The sequence below is a fragment of the Rothia amarae genome (assembly GCF_042677725.1).
GTDB classification, from domain to species: domain Bacteria; phylum Actinomycetota; class Actinomycetes; order Actinomycetales; family Micrococcaceae; genus Rothia; species Rothia amarae.
Map to the genome: position 1 here is coordinate 54,684 of NZ_JBHUCN010000006.1, position 16,538 is coordinate 71,221.

The 16,538-nt window shown below is 53.5% G+C and carries 15 protein-coding genes and 1 riboswitch; of the genes, 12 read left to right on the forward strand and 3 right to left on the reverse strand.

Translation table 11 applies throughout. The features are described from left to right. Positions 1 to 28: 28 nt before the first annotated feature. Genes mobA through moaA form a run of 3 tightly spaced genes read right to left on the reverse strand, consistent with a single transcriptional unit; the run spans position 29 to position 1,965 of the window. On the reverse strand, positions 29 to 622 hold the full coding sequence (gene mobA, locus ACFR81_RS02780; protein ID WP_343876245.1) for a molybdenum cofactor guanylyltransferase: 594 nt from the start codon (positions 620 to 622) through the stop codon (positions 29 to 31). Between the two features lie 5 nt (positions 623 to 627). Next, positions 628 to 903 carry a MoaD/ThiS family protein gene (locus tag ACFR81_RS02785; protein ID WP_190617981.1) on the reverse strand — a complete coding sequence of 92 codons (276 nt, stop codon included), beginning with the start codon at positions 901 to 903 and terminating at the stop codon, positions 628 to 630. A 3-nt stretch (positions 904 to 906) separates the two neighbouring features. After that, positions 907 to 1,965, reverse strand: coding sequence for a GTP 3',8-cyclase MoaA (moaA, locus tag ACFR81_RS02790; RefSeq protein WP_190618600.1), 1,059 nt, complete (start codon positions 1,963 to 1,965; stop codon positions 907 to 909). 230 nt (positions 1,966 to 2,195) lie between these two features. Between moaA and modA the strand changes: the two genes are divergently transcribed. From modA to ACFR81_RS02850, 12 genes are all read left to right on the forward strand, one after another. Next, a complete protein-coding gene (gene modA / locus ACFR81_RS02795) occupies positions 2,196 to 3,002 on the forward strand; it encodes a molybdate ABC transporter substrate-binding protein (RefSeq protein ID WP_343876244.1) in 807 nt (268 codons plus the stop codon). Between the two features lie 63 nt (positions 3,003 to 3,065). Beyond that, complete coding sequence (locus ACFR81_RS02800) at positions 3,066 to 3,893, forward strand: ABC transporter permease (RefSeq protein ID WP_343876242.1); 828 nt, start codon at positions 3,066 to 3,068, stop codon at positions 3,891 to 3,893. Beyond that, complete coding sequence (locus ACFR81_RS02805; RefSeq protein WP_343876240.1) at positions 3,890 to 5,218, forward strand: molybdopterin molybdotransferase MoeA; 1,329 nt, start codon at positions 3,890 to 3,892, stop codon at positions 5,216 to 5,218. Before ACFR81_RS02800 ends, ACFR81_RS02805 begins: the two co-directional genes overlap by 4 nt. 9 nt (positions 5,219 to 5,227) lie before the next feature. Next, complete coding sequence (gene moaC / locus ACFR81_RS02810; RefSeq protein ID WP_068169644.1) at positions 5,228 to 5,722, forward strand: cyclic pyranopterin monophosphate synthase MoaC; 495 nt, start codon at positions 5,228 to 5,230, stop codon at positions 5,720 to 5,722. Between the two features lie 47 nt (positions 5,723 to 5,769). Further along, positions 5,770 to 6,276 (forward strand): MogA/MoaB family molybdenum cofactor biosynthesis protein, encoded by a 507-nt coding sequence (locus ACFR81_RS02815; protein WP_190617987.1) that lies wholly within the window; start codon positions 5,770 to 5,772, stop codon positions 6,274 to 6,276. Further along, positions 6,266 to 6,763: a molybdenum cofactor biosynthesis protein MoaE gene (locus tag ACFR81_RS02820; protein ID WP_343876239.1), complete on the forward strand. Its 498-nt coding sequence runs from the start codon at positions 6,266 to 6,268 to the stop codon at positions 6,761 to 6,763. The genes ACFR81_RS02815 and ACFR81_RS02820 overlap by 11 nt, the downstream gene beginning before the upstream one ends. A 6-nt stretch (positions 6,764 to 6,769) precedes the next feature. Further along, positions 6,770 to 7,948, forward strand: a complete 1,179-nt coding sequence (locus ACFR81_RS02825; RefSeq protein ID WP_343876238.1) for a ThiF family adenylyltransferase — start codon at positions 6,770 to 6,772, stop codon at positions 7,946 to 7,948. Between the two features lie 95 nt (positions 7,949 to 8,043). Beyond that, positions 8,044 to 11,799, forward strand: coding sequence for a nitrate reductase subunit alpha (locus tag ACFR81_RS02830; protein ID WP_068169633.1), 3,756 nt, complete (start codon positions 8,044 to 8,046; stop codon positions 11,797 to 11,799). Further along, entirely contained in the window at positions 11,799 to 13,436 is a 1,638-nt protein-coding gene (gene narH, locus ACFR81_RS02835) for a nitrate reductase subunit beta (RefSeq protein ID WP_343876237.1), read from the forward strand. Before ACFR81_RS02830 ends, narH begins: the two co-directional genes overlap by 1 nt. Beyond that, a complete protein-coding gene (narJ, locus tag ACFR81_RS02840) occupies positions 13,436 to 14,179 on the forward strand; it encodes a nitrate reductase molybdenum cofactor assembly chaperone (RefSeq protein ID WP_190617995.1) in 744 nt (247 codons plus the stop codon). The genes narH and narJ overlap by 1 nt, the downstream gene beginning before the upstream one ends. Then, positions 14,176 to 14,928, forward strand: coding sequence for a respiratory nitrate reductase subunit gamma (narI, locus tag ACFR81_RS02845; RefSeq protein ID WP_190617997.1), 753 nt, complete (start codon positions 14,176 to 14,178; stop codon positions 14,926 to 14,928). Before narJ ends, narI begins: the two co-directional genes overlap by 4 nt. 67 nt (positions 14,929 to 14,995) lie before the next feature. Further along, positions 14,996 to 16,213 (forward strand): MFS transporter, encoded by a 1,218-nt coding sequence (locus ACFR81_RS02850; protein ID WP_068169619.1) that lies wholly within the window; start codon positions 14,996 to 14,998, stop codon positions 16,211 to 16,213. Positions 16,214 to 16,321: 108 nt separating this feature from the next. Then, positions 16,322 to 16,430, forward strand: a riboswitch (glycine riboswitch). Positions 16,431 to 16,538 lie beyond the last annotated feature (108 nt).

The following is a 16,538-nucleotide window of genomic DNA, read 5'->3' on the forward strand; positions in this document are numbered from 1 at the left end:
CAACATTCGTAAATTTCACGAGTTTTGTTTAGTTCCACTGCGGGGAGTCAAACCCGGTGGCGTGGGCGCTTTCCCAAGTATCGACGTCGTCGGTTACTCCGCCGTCCAAGGGTACCGCCTGAAGGTTAAGCTGACGCAAAAAGCGTCGTACCGATTGGTGAGCGGTATCAGTATCGAAGACCCGCCGGAGATTCTCCGTGCGGTAAATACCTACCAGCGGCTGCGCGATTTCTCCCGAGACGCCGAAGAACCCTTCAATATCTGCCGGAGCCTGACGAGATACTTCCAATAAAGCATCGATAGCTTCTGCTATGCGGGGCATATCGACGGCGATGACGCAGGTCCACTCGCAGGATGGCGATAGCGCTCGTACCCCCGCTGTGATTGCAGCGGCAGGCCCGGAAAAGGGCGGGTCTTCTCGGGTGAGTTTAACATCGGCGGGTACGGGTAAATCGCTTGGACCTACCACCACACGTTGCCGTGCGGTTGCAACCGCCTGTAGGGAGGATGCTAAAAGTGTTTTCGAACCGTTGGAGAGCGATGCCTTAGGAGTTCCTCCCAAGCGTGAAGAACGACCACCAGCGACCACAATCGCTGCATACTCAGGATAAGAGTTTTTCATGGAGCTTAACCGCCGGCAAAGGGAGGTAGAACATCTAGGCGGACGCCGTCGGGCACCTTCACATCCAGATCAGCGCGAGCGCCGTTCACCAGAAAAGAGCACTGTTCCAGTACCTGGCCCAGGCTCATGCCCGAAGGTGTACGCCCTGAATGGGTATTGCCGAGGTAAGCGACAATTTCACCCACCGTGGGCTGGTCAGAAGATATTTCTGCGGGAATAATAGATTGGTTGCTTTGCCCGGCTGCTGCGCGCGCCGCGGCAAAAAAATGAACGGTAATCATGCGTTAGCCTCCGATGGCACTCATAGAACGGCTGGGTTGTACAAATTCTTGCGTTTCGAAGCCCGCATTGTTGGCACCGTGGGCTGCAGGTTTCTCCCACATTGCCTCTCGCCAGCGCACTGCCACTTCCTGGTCGGTGGCATCGGAACGCAAAATCTCCATGAGGTCTGTTTCAGTTTGCGAGAAAAGGCAAGAGCGGACTTTACCGTCTGCGGTCAGTCGGGTGCGGGTGCAGGTGGAGCAGAAGGGCTCGGTCACTGAAGCGATAATCCCTACTTTGCCCAGTGCCTTCGCGGGGTCAAATTCTTGGGTACCTAAGGGGTAGACATCCCACAGAGCAGCAGGGGCAGAGCCGCGGGGTCCGGGCTCTTGATGTAGCACAAATTTTTCAGAGAGTTTTTCGCGAATCTCGGCGGCGGTGATGGTGCCTTCGCGCGTCCAGCGGTTGTCGGCGTCGATGGGCATTTGCTCAATGAAGCGTAGCTGATACCCCTTGGTCACTGCCCATTCCAACAGATCCGCTGCTTCGCCGTCATTAATACCGGGCATCAGTACCGCATTGATTTTGACGGGGTTGAGCCCGATGGATGCTGCGTAGTCCACGCCTTTGAGGACGTCGGAGAGCCGGTCACGGCGGGTCAGCTCGGCAAAGGTTTCGGGGCAAATGGAATCTAAGGAAACGTTGATGCGTTTCAGCCCTGCGGCTTTGAGCTTATCCGCGTGTTTTTCTAACCCCATGCCGTTGGTGGTTATCGACAGAGGAATTTCAGGGTGGGCGTGGTGGATGTCCCGGAGAATATCGGGAAGTTCTTTGCGCAACAAAGGCTCACCGCCAGTAAAGCGAATCTCTTCCACCCCTAGTTCTTCAATTCCAATGCGAGCCAGGCGCACGATTTCTTCGGCGGTTAATAGCCGGTTGTTGGGCAACCAATCGAGACCCTCGGCGGGCATGCAGTATTGGCAGCGTAAGTTGCATTTATCGGTGAGAGAAATGCGCAGGTCAGTGGCGTTGCGCCCCCACTGATCAACGAGAGGGCCAGACTTTTTGAGCTCAGAGGGCATGGTCGACTCGTGCTGGGACACAATGGGTAAGGTTGCGCCGGCAATGAGGGTGCCAGATCCAGAAGTCGCAGGCTTTTCGCTAGCACCGGCGGAATTCGCATCGGGGCTAAACTTCAATGCCAATTGTTACCTCTCTTCACAAATTTGGTATCAAAACGGTTATATTTACATTAGTCGGAAAAACCTTCGATAACCATATTCTCGTTTTGGGCTGAATAGGCGGTTACCCTGTGGGAGTACACTCTCATATCAAAAAAACTTTACTCAGTGCAGGTGTTATTTCTACCGTTTCCTTAGCTGGATGCGGGGCTAACTCTGATACTGCCAGCTCAAGTTCTTCTCCTTCTCAGGAAGGTGGAACCGTAGAAGTATTCGCCGCAGCTTCCCTCAATTCTGCCGGTGCTGAACTAGAGAAAGCGTATGAGAAAGAGCATCCTGGAGTGGACGTCTCTTTCAACTTTGCAGGGTCTTCGAAGTTGGTACAGCAGATGCAGCAGGGTGCTACCCCTGATGTGCTCATTACCGCAGATCAAAAAACGATGGACGGCGCCCGTACATCGATAGAAGACCTCAAAGAATCTGAACCTAGGGTTATTGCAACGAACCGCCTGGTCCTGGCTACCTCAGCAGGGAACCCCGGCAAGATTTCTGCTGTTAAAGATCTCGCCTCAGACTCGGTGACCACCGCAATTTGCGCCGCTGAGGTGCCCTGCGGCAATCTTGCTCATCAGGAGCTAGACAACCAGCATGTAGAACTGGGCAATGCAACGGAGGAGAAGAACGTATCTGACGTTTCTACCAAAGTAGCCAGTGGTGCAGTGGACGCTGGATTTATTTACTCCGCCGACGCCGCCCACCTGAAAAAAGACCAGGACATCACGGTGATTGACCTTCCTGATCTAGAGGATAATGTCTATCCCATGGCTCTTACTAACCAGGGGAAACAGAACTCAGTAGCTTCTGACTTTGCCGCTTGGCTGAGCGGGGACGAGGCTCAAAAGATAATGAGCCAGTATAACTTTGGTTCTGCAAAGTAGCCTGCGCAAACGTAGAATAGTGCTTCTAGACTTCTGAAGATACTACGCAACCCACGGAGACTGATGAAAAAGCACACTGCCTTTCGTTCGGTTCCGTGGGTTTTTGCTCTTCCTGCCTCCCTGGGCGTCTTTGCAATTCTTGGTCCTTTAGCTGGTCTGGCATTTCATATCCCCTGGAAAGATACTGCGCAACTACTGTCTAATCCCGATGCTCTTGCAGCTACTCGGCTCTCTGTGCTCACGGCACTGATCTCTACGGCGGTTTGCGGTGTGCTCGGTCTGCCCCTGTCGCTAATTTTTACCCAGGTTCTGGACCGTACGCGGTGGAAAAAACTGAGTATGGTTCTCTATGCTTTCCTTTATACGCCGGTCATACTTTCACCGGTTGTCTCTGGTTTGGCGCTGACCTTTTTCTGGGGACGACGGGGGCTGGTAGGGCAGTGGCTCAATGAGGTTGGAGTTTCGATTCCCTTCACTCCGTTCGCCGTCGTGCTGACTCAGATATTTGTTGGTTTGCCCTTTTTCGTTGCGACGGCGGTCACCACTTTGCGTACCATTCCGCGGGAATTTGAAGAACTAGCGTATGTAGAAGGTGCTACTCCGTGGGAGATTACCCTCAAAGTGCTACTACCTCTGTCCTATCCCGGTCTTGCCACTGCTTTTCTGCTGGCATTTGCCCGAGCTCTGGGGGAGTACGGGGCGACTGTCACCTTCGCGGGAAATATCGCTGAAAAGACCCGTACGATTCCCCTCAACATCGAGCTGATGCTCAGCTCAAACTTGATGCCCGAGGCACTGGGATCTTCACTGATGCTCATGAGCCTGTATCTCATCATTCTTGGACTAGCTCTTTTACTCATTGCCCTACAACGCTTACGAGGTGCGCGATGACCACAACCTATTCGAGCGAACAATCACTCTCGCCAAAGAACTACCAAACATTGGTGCGCGAACGCTTTCTACAGCTCCCTGACCTCGAGCCCGAACGCGTTGCTCTGGCGCAATCAAATGGGCGGGTTTTGGCCGAAGATATTCTTGCTCCCGAGAACGTCCCGGCATTTCCTAATTCCCAGATGGACGGTTATGCCCTCACCGCCCATGCTGCCGTGAGTACCTCACGCATCTTCACCGTGGGAGCAGATATTGCAGCGGGAGCAAGTCTCAAAAACTTTGTACCCGAAGACGGCACCGCCTACCCGATTATGACCGGCGCAGAAGTCCCCGCCGGATTGAGCGCCGTCGTCCCCGAAGAAAAATGTGAACCGCAAGGGGAAAAGGACGGAAGTTTCGCAGCTTTTCAGAGCGAGGTCTATATACCGACGACACAACCGGGGCAGTTTGTGCGTCAGCCGGGAGAGGACATCAAAGCCGGGGAGATTCTCGCTCGCGCCGGGGAGAAAATTTCTGCTGTACTTGTGGGCGCTCTAGCTGCTCAAGGTATCAAGGAAGTCACGGTTCAGGGCGCACGGCGTGTGCTAGTGGTAACCGGCGGCGATGAAGTAGCGGCTAACGATACCCCCGCACCTTCCCACATCCGCGACGCCAATGGGCCCATGCTCATACAGCTTCTTGCAGAAGACTCTGCCATCAGCAAGCATCTGCATATCCAAGATGATCCTCAGAAGCTCATTCATCATCTGGACCAAGCTATCCATGAATTCTCCCCGCATCTGATCATCTCCTCCGGCGGCATTAGCCACGGAAAATTCGAAGTCATCAAGAACGCGATTCACCTGCTCATGGAGAATCCCACCGAACTTACTGTCCAAAAATTATGGTTCGGCCACGTCAGCCAGCAACCGGGCGGCCCTCAAGGAATCATGGAACTAGCGCATCGAGGTAGCTCAGAGAACATCCTCTGGCTGGCATTTCCCGGCAACCCCGTCAGCACCCTCATCTCCTACCGCATGTTCCTCAGACCCCACCTTAATACCTCCTGGTACTATACCGGCACCCATCTGGGCAAACTGCAAACCGCGGAACCCCTCGAAGGTTTAGCCGGCAAAACCCAATACCGCCGCGCCACCATCACCCGCGCGTCATCAGAATCCAACGCCACCGCAGAATGGCTGATTGAACCAGACCCACAAACCGGATCGCATCTTCTGCACCGCGCCGCCCAAGCAAATGCGCTAGTAGAGATAGAACCGAACAAGCACTACACCAACGGTGATATTCTGCGGTGGTACCCCCTTTCAACAATCGAAACGATGTAGGAGCAAACTTTGGCAGAATCAGACCACCTCACCCACGTGAGAGAAGACGGTTCAGCGCACATGGTTGATGTCACCGAAAAATCAGTGACCACCCGGATCGCGCTCGCCGAAGCTACGGTGCTCACCCGCCCCGACGTCGTCGAACAAATCTTTGATGCAGACCTTCCCAAAGGCGATGCTTTGCCCGTAGCCCGGGTAGCCGGAATCCTCGGTGCCAAACACACCCCAGATATCATTCCCCTGTGCCATCCCCTCCCGCTGGGTAAAATCACCGTTGATTTTGAGCGACTAGAAAATGGGGTGCGCATCGAAGCCTCCGTTAAGACGCGCGGAGTGACCGGGGTTGAGATGGAAGCACTCACTGCAGTGTCCACAGCCGCACTCACCGTGTTCGACATGATTAAAGCAGTAGATAAATTCGCCGTGATTACCGATATTCGTGTGCTCGAAAAGTCTGGTGGAAAATCAGGGGACTGGTCTGTTCAGAACAAACCCCAGTCATAGAACTTGACCCGGCAAAACACCATCGACCCCTGAGAGGGGAGCTTTCAATGAAAGACGAATCGTACGACATGCCAGAAAATCGCAGCGGACTAGTCATTGTCTGCTCCACCCGCGCGTCCAAAGGAATCTACGAAGATAAATCAGGACCAATCGCGGTGGACTGGTTGCGCTCGCAAGGTTTTGAAACACCCGATGCGACCGTGATTGCAGATAGCCAAATCGTTGAACACTTTGCTGACTTGGTGGAACAGGGAAATCTGCCGACCCTCCTTCTGCTCTCAGGCGGAACGGGATTGAACACCGATGATCAAACGGTAGAAGCTGTCCGGCCGCACCTGGACAAAGAAATCCCGGGAATTATGCATGCCTTCTGGCAAAAGGGTATGGAAAGCACACCCGCCGCTGTACTGAGCAGGGGGGTTGCCGGCGTCATTGGCCGAACCTTTGTGATGACTCTGCCGGGTTCACAAGGGGGAGTGAAAGACGGCTGCGCGGTCTTGGACCCCATCATTGAACACATCTGCCGACAGCTTAAGGATTACCATGACCACTAACCTTCACTCCACCGATGCGCTGGAACCTTCTGAATCGCTGGTTCTGCACACCGATATCACCGAATCGCCCTTGGAACCCCTCCTCGCCTCTGCGAAAATGCACGTAATGACTGACCAAATGGGTGCGCTGGTCATTTTCGACGGCATAGTGCGCAATCACGACCACGGCGCAGCTGTTGCCGGGCTTTCCTACTCTGCCCACCCCCAAGCTCGCGAATTCATAGCACGCACAGTGCAAAGCGTCGCTGAGGAAATCGATGGCGTTCGGCTCTGGGCGGTACACCGCGTGGGGCCTATAAAGATTGGCGAATCTGCACTGACCGTCTTAGCAGCGGCGGCTCATCGCGGGCAAGCTTTTGCCGCGTGCCAGAACGCAGCAGATCGGATCAAAGCAGAAGTACCCATCTGGAAAGAACAAGAACTGGTAGACGGCTCCGTCGAATGGGTCGGTATCGACACCAACCCGGCCTCTTCAACCGAAAACTAGGCAAATATGCACGAGAATTTTTCACCGAGCGAATATAAGCTCTACGGCCGTCAAATGATTCTGCCCGAACTCGGAATGGAAGGGCAGAAAAAACTGAAAAATTCTCACGCAGTGGTAATCGGCGCGGGAGGACTAGGTGCGCCGGCCTTGCTCTATTTGGCGGGAGCCGGGGTAGGCACTATCACCATCATCGACGACGATGCAGTGGAAATTTCCAACCTGCACCGGCAAGTGATACATACGTTCTCGCGGGTCGAAAACTCCAAAGCTCAGTCCGCAGCGGACTCTTTGCGCTCGCTGAACCCGTTTATCACGGTGCGAACAGTAGAGAAACGCCTGACGGAAGAGAACGTTGATGTACTGTTTGCTGGCGCATCGGTTGTGCTTGACGGCAGCGATAATTTTGAAACCCGCTATATCGCATCTCGCGCTTGCGCACGGGCAGGAATAGCGCACATCTGGGCGGCGATTTTAGGTTTTGACGCACAGATGAGCGTTTTTTGGCAGGGTCATGGGCCGGTCTATGAAGATCTCTATCCTGTTCAACCTGCTCCTGGAACTGTCCCCACGTGCTCGACGGCGGGCGTCATCGGTGCGCTGGCGGGTGTAGTGGGCACATCTATGGCGATGGAAGCCCTGAAGATTCTTGCCGAAATCGGAAACCCTCTGATAGGGCAGGTGGGCTACTATTCTGGGCTCGAAGGACGCTGGGAATATATACCTCTTCTAGCACAGAATGAGGAAGTGCAGGAGCCGCATTCGGATAAGTCAGAACAGGGTAAAGGTAAAAAAGAGCCAAACTTAATAAACCGTCACAATTCGGTTTCTTCTCCCCCGAAGGACAGTAACTCGTCCCTAGACGAGCTTTCCTGGGAAGAATTTGAGCGCGCCCAAGATAAAGAAAACACTTTCCTCATTGATGTTCGAGAACCTGCGGAGCATCTGGCATTGACAGTGCCGGGGTCTATTAATTTGCCCTATGGACAGCTTCAGAAAATGGGGCAAGAGGGTACTCTCAAGGCTTATATTTCTGCGCATTTTGGCGGAGAAACTGCGCTTTTAGGCTTTTTCTGTTCAGGCGGACCACGGTCCTCTGCGGCGGCGGAAATCTTCCGAAATCACGGGGCAGAACGGGCATTTAATATTGCTGGTGGTCTTGCTCAATGGTTGAATCAGAAAAGCTAAATATCTAAAGCAAAGATTCTTCCCTTATGAAAGCCCTAATTAGCGCAAATTTTTATTTGGTATTTTTCATACCTAAATTTTCGTACGATTGAGGTATGACTGAGACAGCTAACACCAGGGGGCGCAGTACCCCCTCCGGGGCGAAAGTCGACGGCCCCTTTTCGGACCAACTCCTCAAATTCGGCAAATTCTTCTCCAAATGGGACGAATCTGACGACGGACGCGCAGTTTTTCGTGAAGGCGGGCGCCGCGGCGACGTTTTCTATCGTGACCGTTGGAGCTACGACAAAGTGGTGCGCTCCACCCACGGTGTGAACTGCACCGGTTCCTGCTCCTGGCAAGTCTTTGTCAAGGACGGCGTTATTACCTGGGAAGCTCAGGCAACCGATTACCCCACCGTCGGTCCTGATCGCCCAGAGTATGAACCTCGTGGTTGCCCCCGTGGTGCTTCTTTCTCCTGGTACACCTATTCACCTTCTCGTGTGAAGTACCCCTACATCCGCGGACCTCTCTTGGAGATGTACCGCGAAGCTAAAGCCATCCATAACGGCGATCCTGTATTGGCGTGGAAATCTATCGTCACTGACCCCGCCAAACGCGAGCGCTACGTAAAAGCTCGCGGTAAGGGCGGTCTAGTGCGCGGAACCTGGACCGAAGCCCTAGAGATGGTGGCATCGGCACAGATTCATACCATTCAGGAATACGGTCCCGACCGCAACATCGGTTTCTCACCTATTCCTGCTAAATCTATGGCATCGCATGCTTCGGGCGCTCGTTATATCGAGTTGCTCGGCGGCGTCATGACTTCTTTCTATGACTGGTATGCCGACCTTCCGGTGGCATCCCCTCAGGTCTTTGGTGACCAGACTGACGTTCGTGAATCGGGTGACTGGTGGGATGCAACCTACCTGATGATGTGGGGTTCCAACATCCCCGTCACGCGTACTCCAGATGCTCACTGGGTTGCTGAAGTTCGTTATCGCGGAACCAAGGTTGTCTCTGTTTCCCCTGACTACGCTGATAACACCAAGTTCGCCGATGAATGGCTACCTGCTCAGCCCGGTACTGATGCTGCTTTGGCGATGGCGATGGGCCATGTCATTCTCAAAGAGAACTTTGTAGACCAGCGGGTGGAATTCTTTGAGGATTACACCACCACCTTTACTGATTTCCCCTTCCTTGTTCGATTGGAAACCCGTGAAGACGGCATCAAGGTGCCTCATAAGTTTGTGAAAGCTGCCGATTTGGCACAGGGTGCCTCGATGGCGGATCCTGATTTCAAGACGGCTCTTCTTGACCGCGCGACAGGTGAAGTAATCGTTCCTAACGGCACCTTGGGCCACCGCTATAACGCTGAAGATATGGGCAAGTGGAATCTTGATCTTGACGGGATTAAGCCTGCTCTGTCAGTAGCTGATATTCCCGGTGGTGCAACAGGCGTGGCTGAAATCAAGATGCCTGCCTTTGATACCCCCAATGGTGCCGGACATGTGGTTTCTCGTGGTGTTCCCACCATTTTGGTGGAGGGAATGGAAGTGTGCACCGTATTTGACCTGATTTTGGCTCAGTACGGTGTGGCTCGCCCGCAACTCCATTTGCCGGGGCAATTTGCCCGTGATTTCGAGGATCTCGAAACTCAGTACACTCCTGCCTGGCAGGAGGAAATTACTTCCGTTCCTGCAGAAGCTGTCATTCGTGTGGCGCGTGAATTCGCTCAGAACTCGATTGATTCAGGCGGTCGCACCATGATTATCATGGGTGCAGGTATCTGCCAGTGGTACCACGGCGACGCTACCTACCGCGCTATTTTGGCTTTGTTACAGATGTGCGGTTGTGAAGGTCGCAATGGTGGCGGCTGGGCTCACTACGTGGGGCAGGAAAAGGCTCGCCCCATTACCGGCTGGGCACATATGGCAAATGCCTTGGACTGGGTTCGCCCTCCTCGCACTCAGGCAGGTACTTCGTTCTGGTACATGCATACTGACCAGTGGCGTCAAGACGGCTATTCTTCCGATTCAATACAGTCTCCGCTAGCTAAGGGTGAGCTGAAGGGCGTTCATACGGCAGATATCGTGGCGCGTACTACCCGTATGGGGTGGATGCCGATGTATCCACAGTTCAATGAAAATCCCACCCAGTTGGCACAAGAAGCAGCTGCTGCCGTTGAATCCGGTGCCGCAGACACTCCTGCTGCATATGTAGCGGATCGTCTCAACGAGGGTAGCTTGCAGTTCTCGGTAGAAGATATCGACAACCCTGTGAACTGGCCCCGTACCCTCATGCTCTGGCGTAATAACTTGCTGGGCTCCTCCGCAAAGGGCGAAGAATACTTCCTCAAGCACCTGCTGGGTACCCACAACTCGGTGATGGGTAAAGACACCGTAGAAAGCAAGCCGCGCGAGGTTAAGTGGTACGACGAGGCGCCCCAGGGTAAGCTGGACTTGTTGGTCACCGCGGATTTCCGCATGACCTCTTCTACGCTGTCCTCGGATATCGTGTTCCCTGCCGCTACCTGGTATGAGAAATTCGATATTTCCTCCACCGATATGCACCCCTACATCCACGCTTTCACTCCGGCCATCGATCCGCCGTGGGAGACCAAGACTGACCACCAGATTTTCAAGGAATTGGCATGGGTCTTCTCGCAGCTGTCCAAGAAGCATCTGCCGGCGCAAAAGGATTTGGTCTCTGTTCCGTTGCAGCATGACACCCCAGGGCAGATTGCTCAGCCCGGTGGTCACTCCTGCGATTGGAAGAACGAGGGCAAGAAAGGTGTACCAGGTAAGAACATGCCCATCTTTGCGATGGTCGAACGTGATTACCCTGCCCTCTACGAGATGTACACCTCGGTCGGCCCCTTGCTCTCTACCTTAGGTACGACGACCAAGGCAATTACCGTTGACGTCAACGACGAGCTGGCAAAGCTCGCCGAGGAGAACGGTGTAATGGATTCGGGTAAGGGTGCAGGTCGCCCGGCGATTGACACCGATTCCAAGCTCTGCGATACCATCCTTGCGCTATCAGGTACCTCAAACGGTCCCGTAGCTATCAAGGCCTTCAAAGAGTTAGAGAAGCGCGTGGGCAAGAAGTTCGTGCACCTGGCTGAAGGCAATGAGGAAAAACGCATTACCTTCAAGGACACCCAGGATCGCCCCTGTCCCGTGTTTACTTCGCCCGAGTGGTCTGGTTCGGAAACTGGCGGACGTCGCTATGCGCCGTTCACGCTCAATACCGAGCAGTTGAAACCCTTCCACACCCTCACCGGTCGTATGCACTTTTTCTTGGACCACGACTGGATGAGCGAAATGGGTGAGCAGATGCCTACCTACCGCCCGCCGTTGGACATGAACCAGCTCTTCAACCAGCCCAAGCTGGGGGAGCAGCAGGATGAGGTCACTATCGCGGTGCGCTACATGACCCCGCACAATAAGTGGTCCATTCACTCGTCCTACCACGACAACCTCTACATGCTGGCGCTCTCACGCGGTGGCTCTCATGCCTGGCTGAACCCCGACGACGCCGCCAAGATTGGTGTCAAGGATAACGACTGGATCGAGTGTGTGAACGATAACGGCGTTTTCGTGGGACGCGCGGTGGTTTCGCACCGTCTGCCCACCGGCGTCGTCTATGTTCACCACGCCCAGGAGCGTCTGGTGGATATTCCTAAGTCAGAAGCAACCGGCAAGCGTGGCGGTATCCACAACTCCGTCACCCGTATCTTGGTTAAGCCCACCCACCTCATTGGTGGTTATGCTCACCAGGCATACGCTTTCAACTACCTCGGTCCCACTGGTAACCAGAGAGACATCGTCTCTGTTATCCGTCGCCGCAACCAGGAGGTCACCTACTAATGCGAGTAATGGCTCAAGTATCAATGATTATGGCACTGGATAAGTGCCTGGGTTGCCACACCTGTTCCGTGACCTGTAAGCAAGCATGGACAAACCGTGCCGGTACTGAATACGTCTGGTTCAATAACGTGGAAACCCGCCCCGGTTTGGGTTACCCCAAGCGTTATGAAGACCAAGAAAAGTGGAAGGGCGGGTGGACTCTTAATAAGAAGGGGCGTCTGGAGCTGAAGGCGGGTAACCGTTTCAAGAAGCTTTTCACCATTTTTGCTTCACCCATTCAGCCTCAGATGACCGACTATTATGAGCCCTGGACCTATGACTACCAGAATCTGATTTCGGCACCTTTGGGTGATGATTTTCCGGTCGCTAAGCCTAAGTCTCTGATTACCGGTGAGGACACCGCTATTGACTGGTCTGCTAACTGGGACGATGACCTTGGCGGTACTTACGTCACCGGTAACGAAGACCCCATCGTGCAGAAGATCCGTCAGGAATCTGAAGAGAAGATCAAGTTCGAATTTGAGCAGACCTTCATGTTCTACCTGCCTCGCATCTGCGAGCACTGCCTGAACCCTTCCTGCATGGCTTCCTGCCCCTCCGGCGCGATCTATAAGCGTAGCGAAGACGGCATTGTCCTGGTGGACCAAGACCGTTGCCGTGGTTGGCGTCAGTGCATTACCGGTTGCCCTTACAAGAAGATTTACTTCAACCACAAGAGCGGTAAAGCTGAGAAATGTACTTTCTGCTACCCCCGCTTAGAGCACGGTATCCCCACCGTTTGTGCCGAAACCTGCGTGGGTCGTATGCGCTACATCGGTATTTTCCTGTACGACGCCGATCGCGTGACAGAGGCTGCTTCGGTCGAGAACGATCAAGATCTTTACGAAGCGCAGTTAGATATTATGCTCGACCCGTTTGACCCTGAAGTGATTCGCGAAGCGAAGAAGCAGGGCATCCAGCAGTCGTGGATTGAAGCGGCGCAGAAGTCACCGGTCTACAAGCTGGCGAAGGAATGGAAGATCGCCCTTCCCCTTCATCCCGAATACCGCACCATGCCCATGGTCTGGTACGTTCCGCCGCTTTCACCCATCATTGACCTTCTCAAAGAGCAGGGTCACGATGCTGAGTCCCAGGAAAACCTCTTCGGCGCTATCGACTCCCTTCGCATTCCGGTGGAGTACCTCGCAGAGCTCTTTACTGCTGGTGATACCAAGATTGTGGTGGATGTCCTCAAAAAGCTCGCAGCAATGCGTGCTTACATGCGAGATATCACCCTCGGCGGCGTCGGCAAAGAAGAAATTGCTGAGGCAGTGGGCATGACCGGCGAGCAAATCTATGAGATGTACAGGCTTATGGCTATTTCTAAGTACAACGAGCGCTACGTGATTCCTCGTGCACATATGGAAGATGCTCATAACCTCGAAGAAATTGGTTGCTCTCTGGAGGGCGACGGCGGTCCAGGAATGCTCTATGATGACGCATTTAGCGGCACCGGCGCTCGCCCCAACCCTGTATCAGCTGGCTCCTACGCCAACACTGCTCGTGCAGACGGCAAGGTCAATATCTTCATGTGGGACGGAAACAGCCGCCCCGATGCGATGTTTCCTAATACCGCCGGCTCAACGAGGGCGAAATAGTGGCTGGTTTCTTTTCAAAACTGCTGGGAAAGTCGGGAGATGAAGCGGAGCCTGTCCGCCCCTCCAGCGGGGATCCTTTTGACATGGATTGGGGGAGCGGCGCTGAAGAAGATGCGGTAATTTACCAGGTATCTTCAGTGCTCTTCCGCTACCCGTCTGAGGAGATTCGGCAGACCATTCCAGAGCTATTGGAACTGGCTCACCGTATCGATAACCCCGCTTTCGTAGAGGCAGTAGAGCAGATTCGTGATTGGTATGCGTCGGCACCATTAGAAAAAATTGCTGCCGAATACGTGCAGGAATATGATCTATCCCGCCGCCACGCGCTACACCTTTCCTACTGGACCGAGGGCGATACCCGTCGTCGGGGTGAGGCTTTGGGCCGGTTCAAAAAGATGTACCGCGATTCGGGAATGGTCACCGATTTACACGGTGAGCTGCCCGACTATCTGCCGTTAGTCCTGGAGTTTGCAGCACTGATTGACCGTAAGTCAGGACGCGCGGCGCTTCAGGCATACCGGCCGTCTCTGGAGTTACTTCGTTTGGCTTTACGCGATGACAAGTTGGCGTTTCACGGATTGGTGGAATGTATCTGCGCGACATTGCCGGGGGAATCTCCTGAAGACGTACAACACATTCAAAAATTGGCAGGATTTGGCCCGCCTACCGAGCAGGTGGGTTTGGGCGCCTCAGATCCTCGTCTTCTTCCCCTTCTTCAACCTCAGTCAGGAGCTCACCGATGAATATCCTTGATACTTTCCTCTGGGGTGTCTTGCCCTACATGGTGATTGTCATTCTTATTGGCGGCACCATCTGGCGTTACAAATACGACCAGTTTGGGTGGACCACCAGGTCTTCGCAGTTCTATGAGTCAAAGATTCTTAAAATTGCGTCTCCACTTTTTCACTATGGTTTGGTCGGTGTTTTAGGCGGTCACATTGTAGGTCTGATGATTCCTGCGAGCTGGACTGCGGCTCTGGGGATTACCGATGAGATGTACCACGCGGGTGCACTCATCATGGGCATCCCGTTTGGTTTGGCGGTTCTGTTCGGGCTGATAGTGATGATCTTCCGCCGTCGTACTAATAAGTCTGTTTTTGCGGCGACTACTATCAGCGACAAGATTATGTACGTGTCTTTGATGGCTGTCATCGTGTTCGGAATCGGAGTCACTATTTTCAGTGCGATGCAGGGTCATCACGGGCATAACTATCGAGCAGATATCTCTCCTTGGTTCCGCTCGCTATTCTTGTTCCAACCCGAAGTGGGTTTGATGCGTGACATTCCATTCACCTTCAAAATGCATATCTTATTGGCTTTTGCTCTCTTTGCGCTGTGGCCATTCACACGCCTGGTTCACGCTTTTACCGCGCCGATTCACTACCTTTTCCGCCCCTACATTGTGTACCGCTCACGTGGGGGAGAAAAGGTCGGACGACGCCGCGGTTGGGATCCGGTAGGAACTTCCGATAACAGTAGCAATCTGAAATAGATATTTCTAAGGAGCTAAAAAAGATGTACGGCAGGTTCCTTCACACACATCAACAAATGAGGAAAAGATGAGTACTACGACTGTGGAACGCGATCCACAACTGAAGGGTCAGCTTAAGAATGTCATCATGGCTACCCTAGCTTCGTTGATTGGTTTCTGGGGCTGGACCATGATTGGTCCACTGGCAAAGTCTTACTACAAGGAAGCCTTTCATCTCACTCCTGGGCAGTTGAGTTTGCTCATTGCTATGCCGGTTATTGTGGGCGCGGTTGCTCGTATTCCGGTGGGCGCGATGACTGACCGCTTTGGTGGCAGGGTTATGTTTACCGCTCTATTGACTCTCACCGCTGCTATGGTGCTCGTCGTGGGCTTGGTGGGCGCTTTCACTACCAGCTTCCCCTTGCTGCTGGTTGTAGCCTTCTTCCTGGGTATTGGTGGTTCTATCTTTGCTGTGGGTATTCCCTTCGCGGCGTCCTGGTATGAGCCGCACCGTAAGGGACTAGCCACCGGTATTTTCGGCATGGGTATGATTGGCACCGCTGTAGCGGCGTTCTTCAATCCTCGTATGTTGAAGGCTTTTGGATATTTCCCCACCCACGTCATCATTGCGTGCATCGCTCTGTCTTATGCAGTCATCGTGTGGTTCGTGATGAAGGATTCTCCGAAGACTGCAGGGCGTGTGCCCGAGCCGATGATGCCTAAAATCATGGCTGCTACAAAGAAGGTAACCACCTGGGAGTTGTGCTTTATCTACGCTGTAGTTTTCGGCGCTTTTGTTGCTTTCTCTAATTACTTGCCCACATACATGGGTAACGTCTACAACTTTGAGGCAGTTCAGGCAGGAACCTTTGCGGCTCTGTTTGCTACATGCGCTGTGATTGCTCGCCCCTTTGGTGGCATGGCAGCGGATAAGGTCGGACCCCGCCCGGTAACTATCGTCATGTTCTTGGCGATTGCGGCACTGTCTGTGCTGATTGCTCTGCAGTTTGAATCGCCTGCGATGTATTACACCCTCTTCATTTTGATGGCTATCTTCATCGGATTTGGAACCGGCACCGTTTTCGGCTGGGTAGGGCGAGCTACCAAACCGGCAGAAACCGGAACCGTGGGTGGTCTGGTGTCAGCAGCCGGTGGTCTTGGCGGTTACTTCCCGCCGCTGGTCATGGGTGCAGTTTATGGTGCAAACGGTCACTACTTCTGGGCACAGATCGCTCTGATGATGGCGGCCCTTGTTTCCCTCGCACTATCCTTCGTTATTAAAAATGGTGGAAAACCCAAGAAATAACGACTGACTCCTAAATTAGCTGGTAGCAAATACGCCATACGATTCAGAACATCGTATGGCGTATTTTGCGTGTGATATGGCAAACTTTAAGGTGTTCATAAACTACCGCTATACCATTCGGGAGAGACCGTTGAGCTAGCAATGAAGCAAAGCTTGCGGCGCCGAAGGAGCAAAACCTCCCCGGGAAACTCTCAGGCACCCGTACCGCTTGGTTAGGTAACTCTGAAAAGGAGAACCCATTCTCCACCGTAGGAGCAAACTTTGGTGTATAGCGTGCATGCGCTCGTGCTGAAGATAAAACTCGCAGGTAAAAAACAGAGTGGGG

Bases quoted from the DNA above. Each gene is read 5' to 3' on its own strand.
- ACFR81_RS02805 (WP_343876240.1), top strand. From the start codon at position 3,890: ATGACCACAACCTATTCGAGCGAACAATCACTCTCGCCAAAGAACTAC.
- narI (WP_190617997.1), top strand. From the start codon at position 14,176: ATGAATATCCTTGATACTTTCCTCTGGGGTGTCTTGCCCTACATGGTG.
- ACFR81_RS02800 (WP_343876242.1), top strand. From the start codon at position 3,066: ATGAAAAAGCACACTGCCTTTCGTTCGGTTCCGTGGGTTTTTGCTCTT.
- mobA (WP_343876245.1), bottom strand. From the start codon at position 622: ATGAAAAACTCTTATCCTGAGTATGCAGCGATTGTGGTCGCTGGTGGT.
- ACFR81_RS02825 (WP_343876238.1), top strand. From the start codon at position 6,770: ATGCACGAGAATTTTTCACCGAGCGAATATAAGCTCTACGGCCGTCAA.
- ACFR81_RS02815 (WP_190617987.1), top strand. From the start codon at position 5,770: ATGAAAGACGAATCGTACGACATGCCAGAAAATCGCAGCGGACTAGTC.
- ACFR81_RS02785 (WP_190617981.1), bottom strand. From the start codon at position 903: ATGATTACCGTTCATTTTTTTGCCGCGGCGCGCGCAGCAGCCGGGCAA.
- ACFR81_RS02850 (WP_068169619.1), top strand. From the start codon at position 14,996: ATGAGTACTACGACTGTGGAACGCGATCCACAACTGAAGGGTCAGCTT.
- narH (WP_343876237.1), top strand. From the start codon at position 11,799: ATGCGAGTAATGGCTCAAGTATCAATGATTATGGCACTGGATAAGTGC.
- ACFR81_RS02820 (WP_343876239.1), top strand. From the start codon at position 6,266: ATGACCACTAACCTTCACTCCACCGATGCGCTGGAACCTTCTGAATCG.
- moaA (WP_190618600.1), bottom strand. From the start codon at position 1,965: ATGCCCTCTGAGCTCAAAAAGTCTGGCCCTCTCGTTGATCAGTGGGGG.
- ACFR81_RS02830 (WP_068169633.1), top strand. From the start codon at position 8,044: ATGACTGAGACAGCTAACACCAGGGGGCGCAGTACCCCCTCCGGGGCG.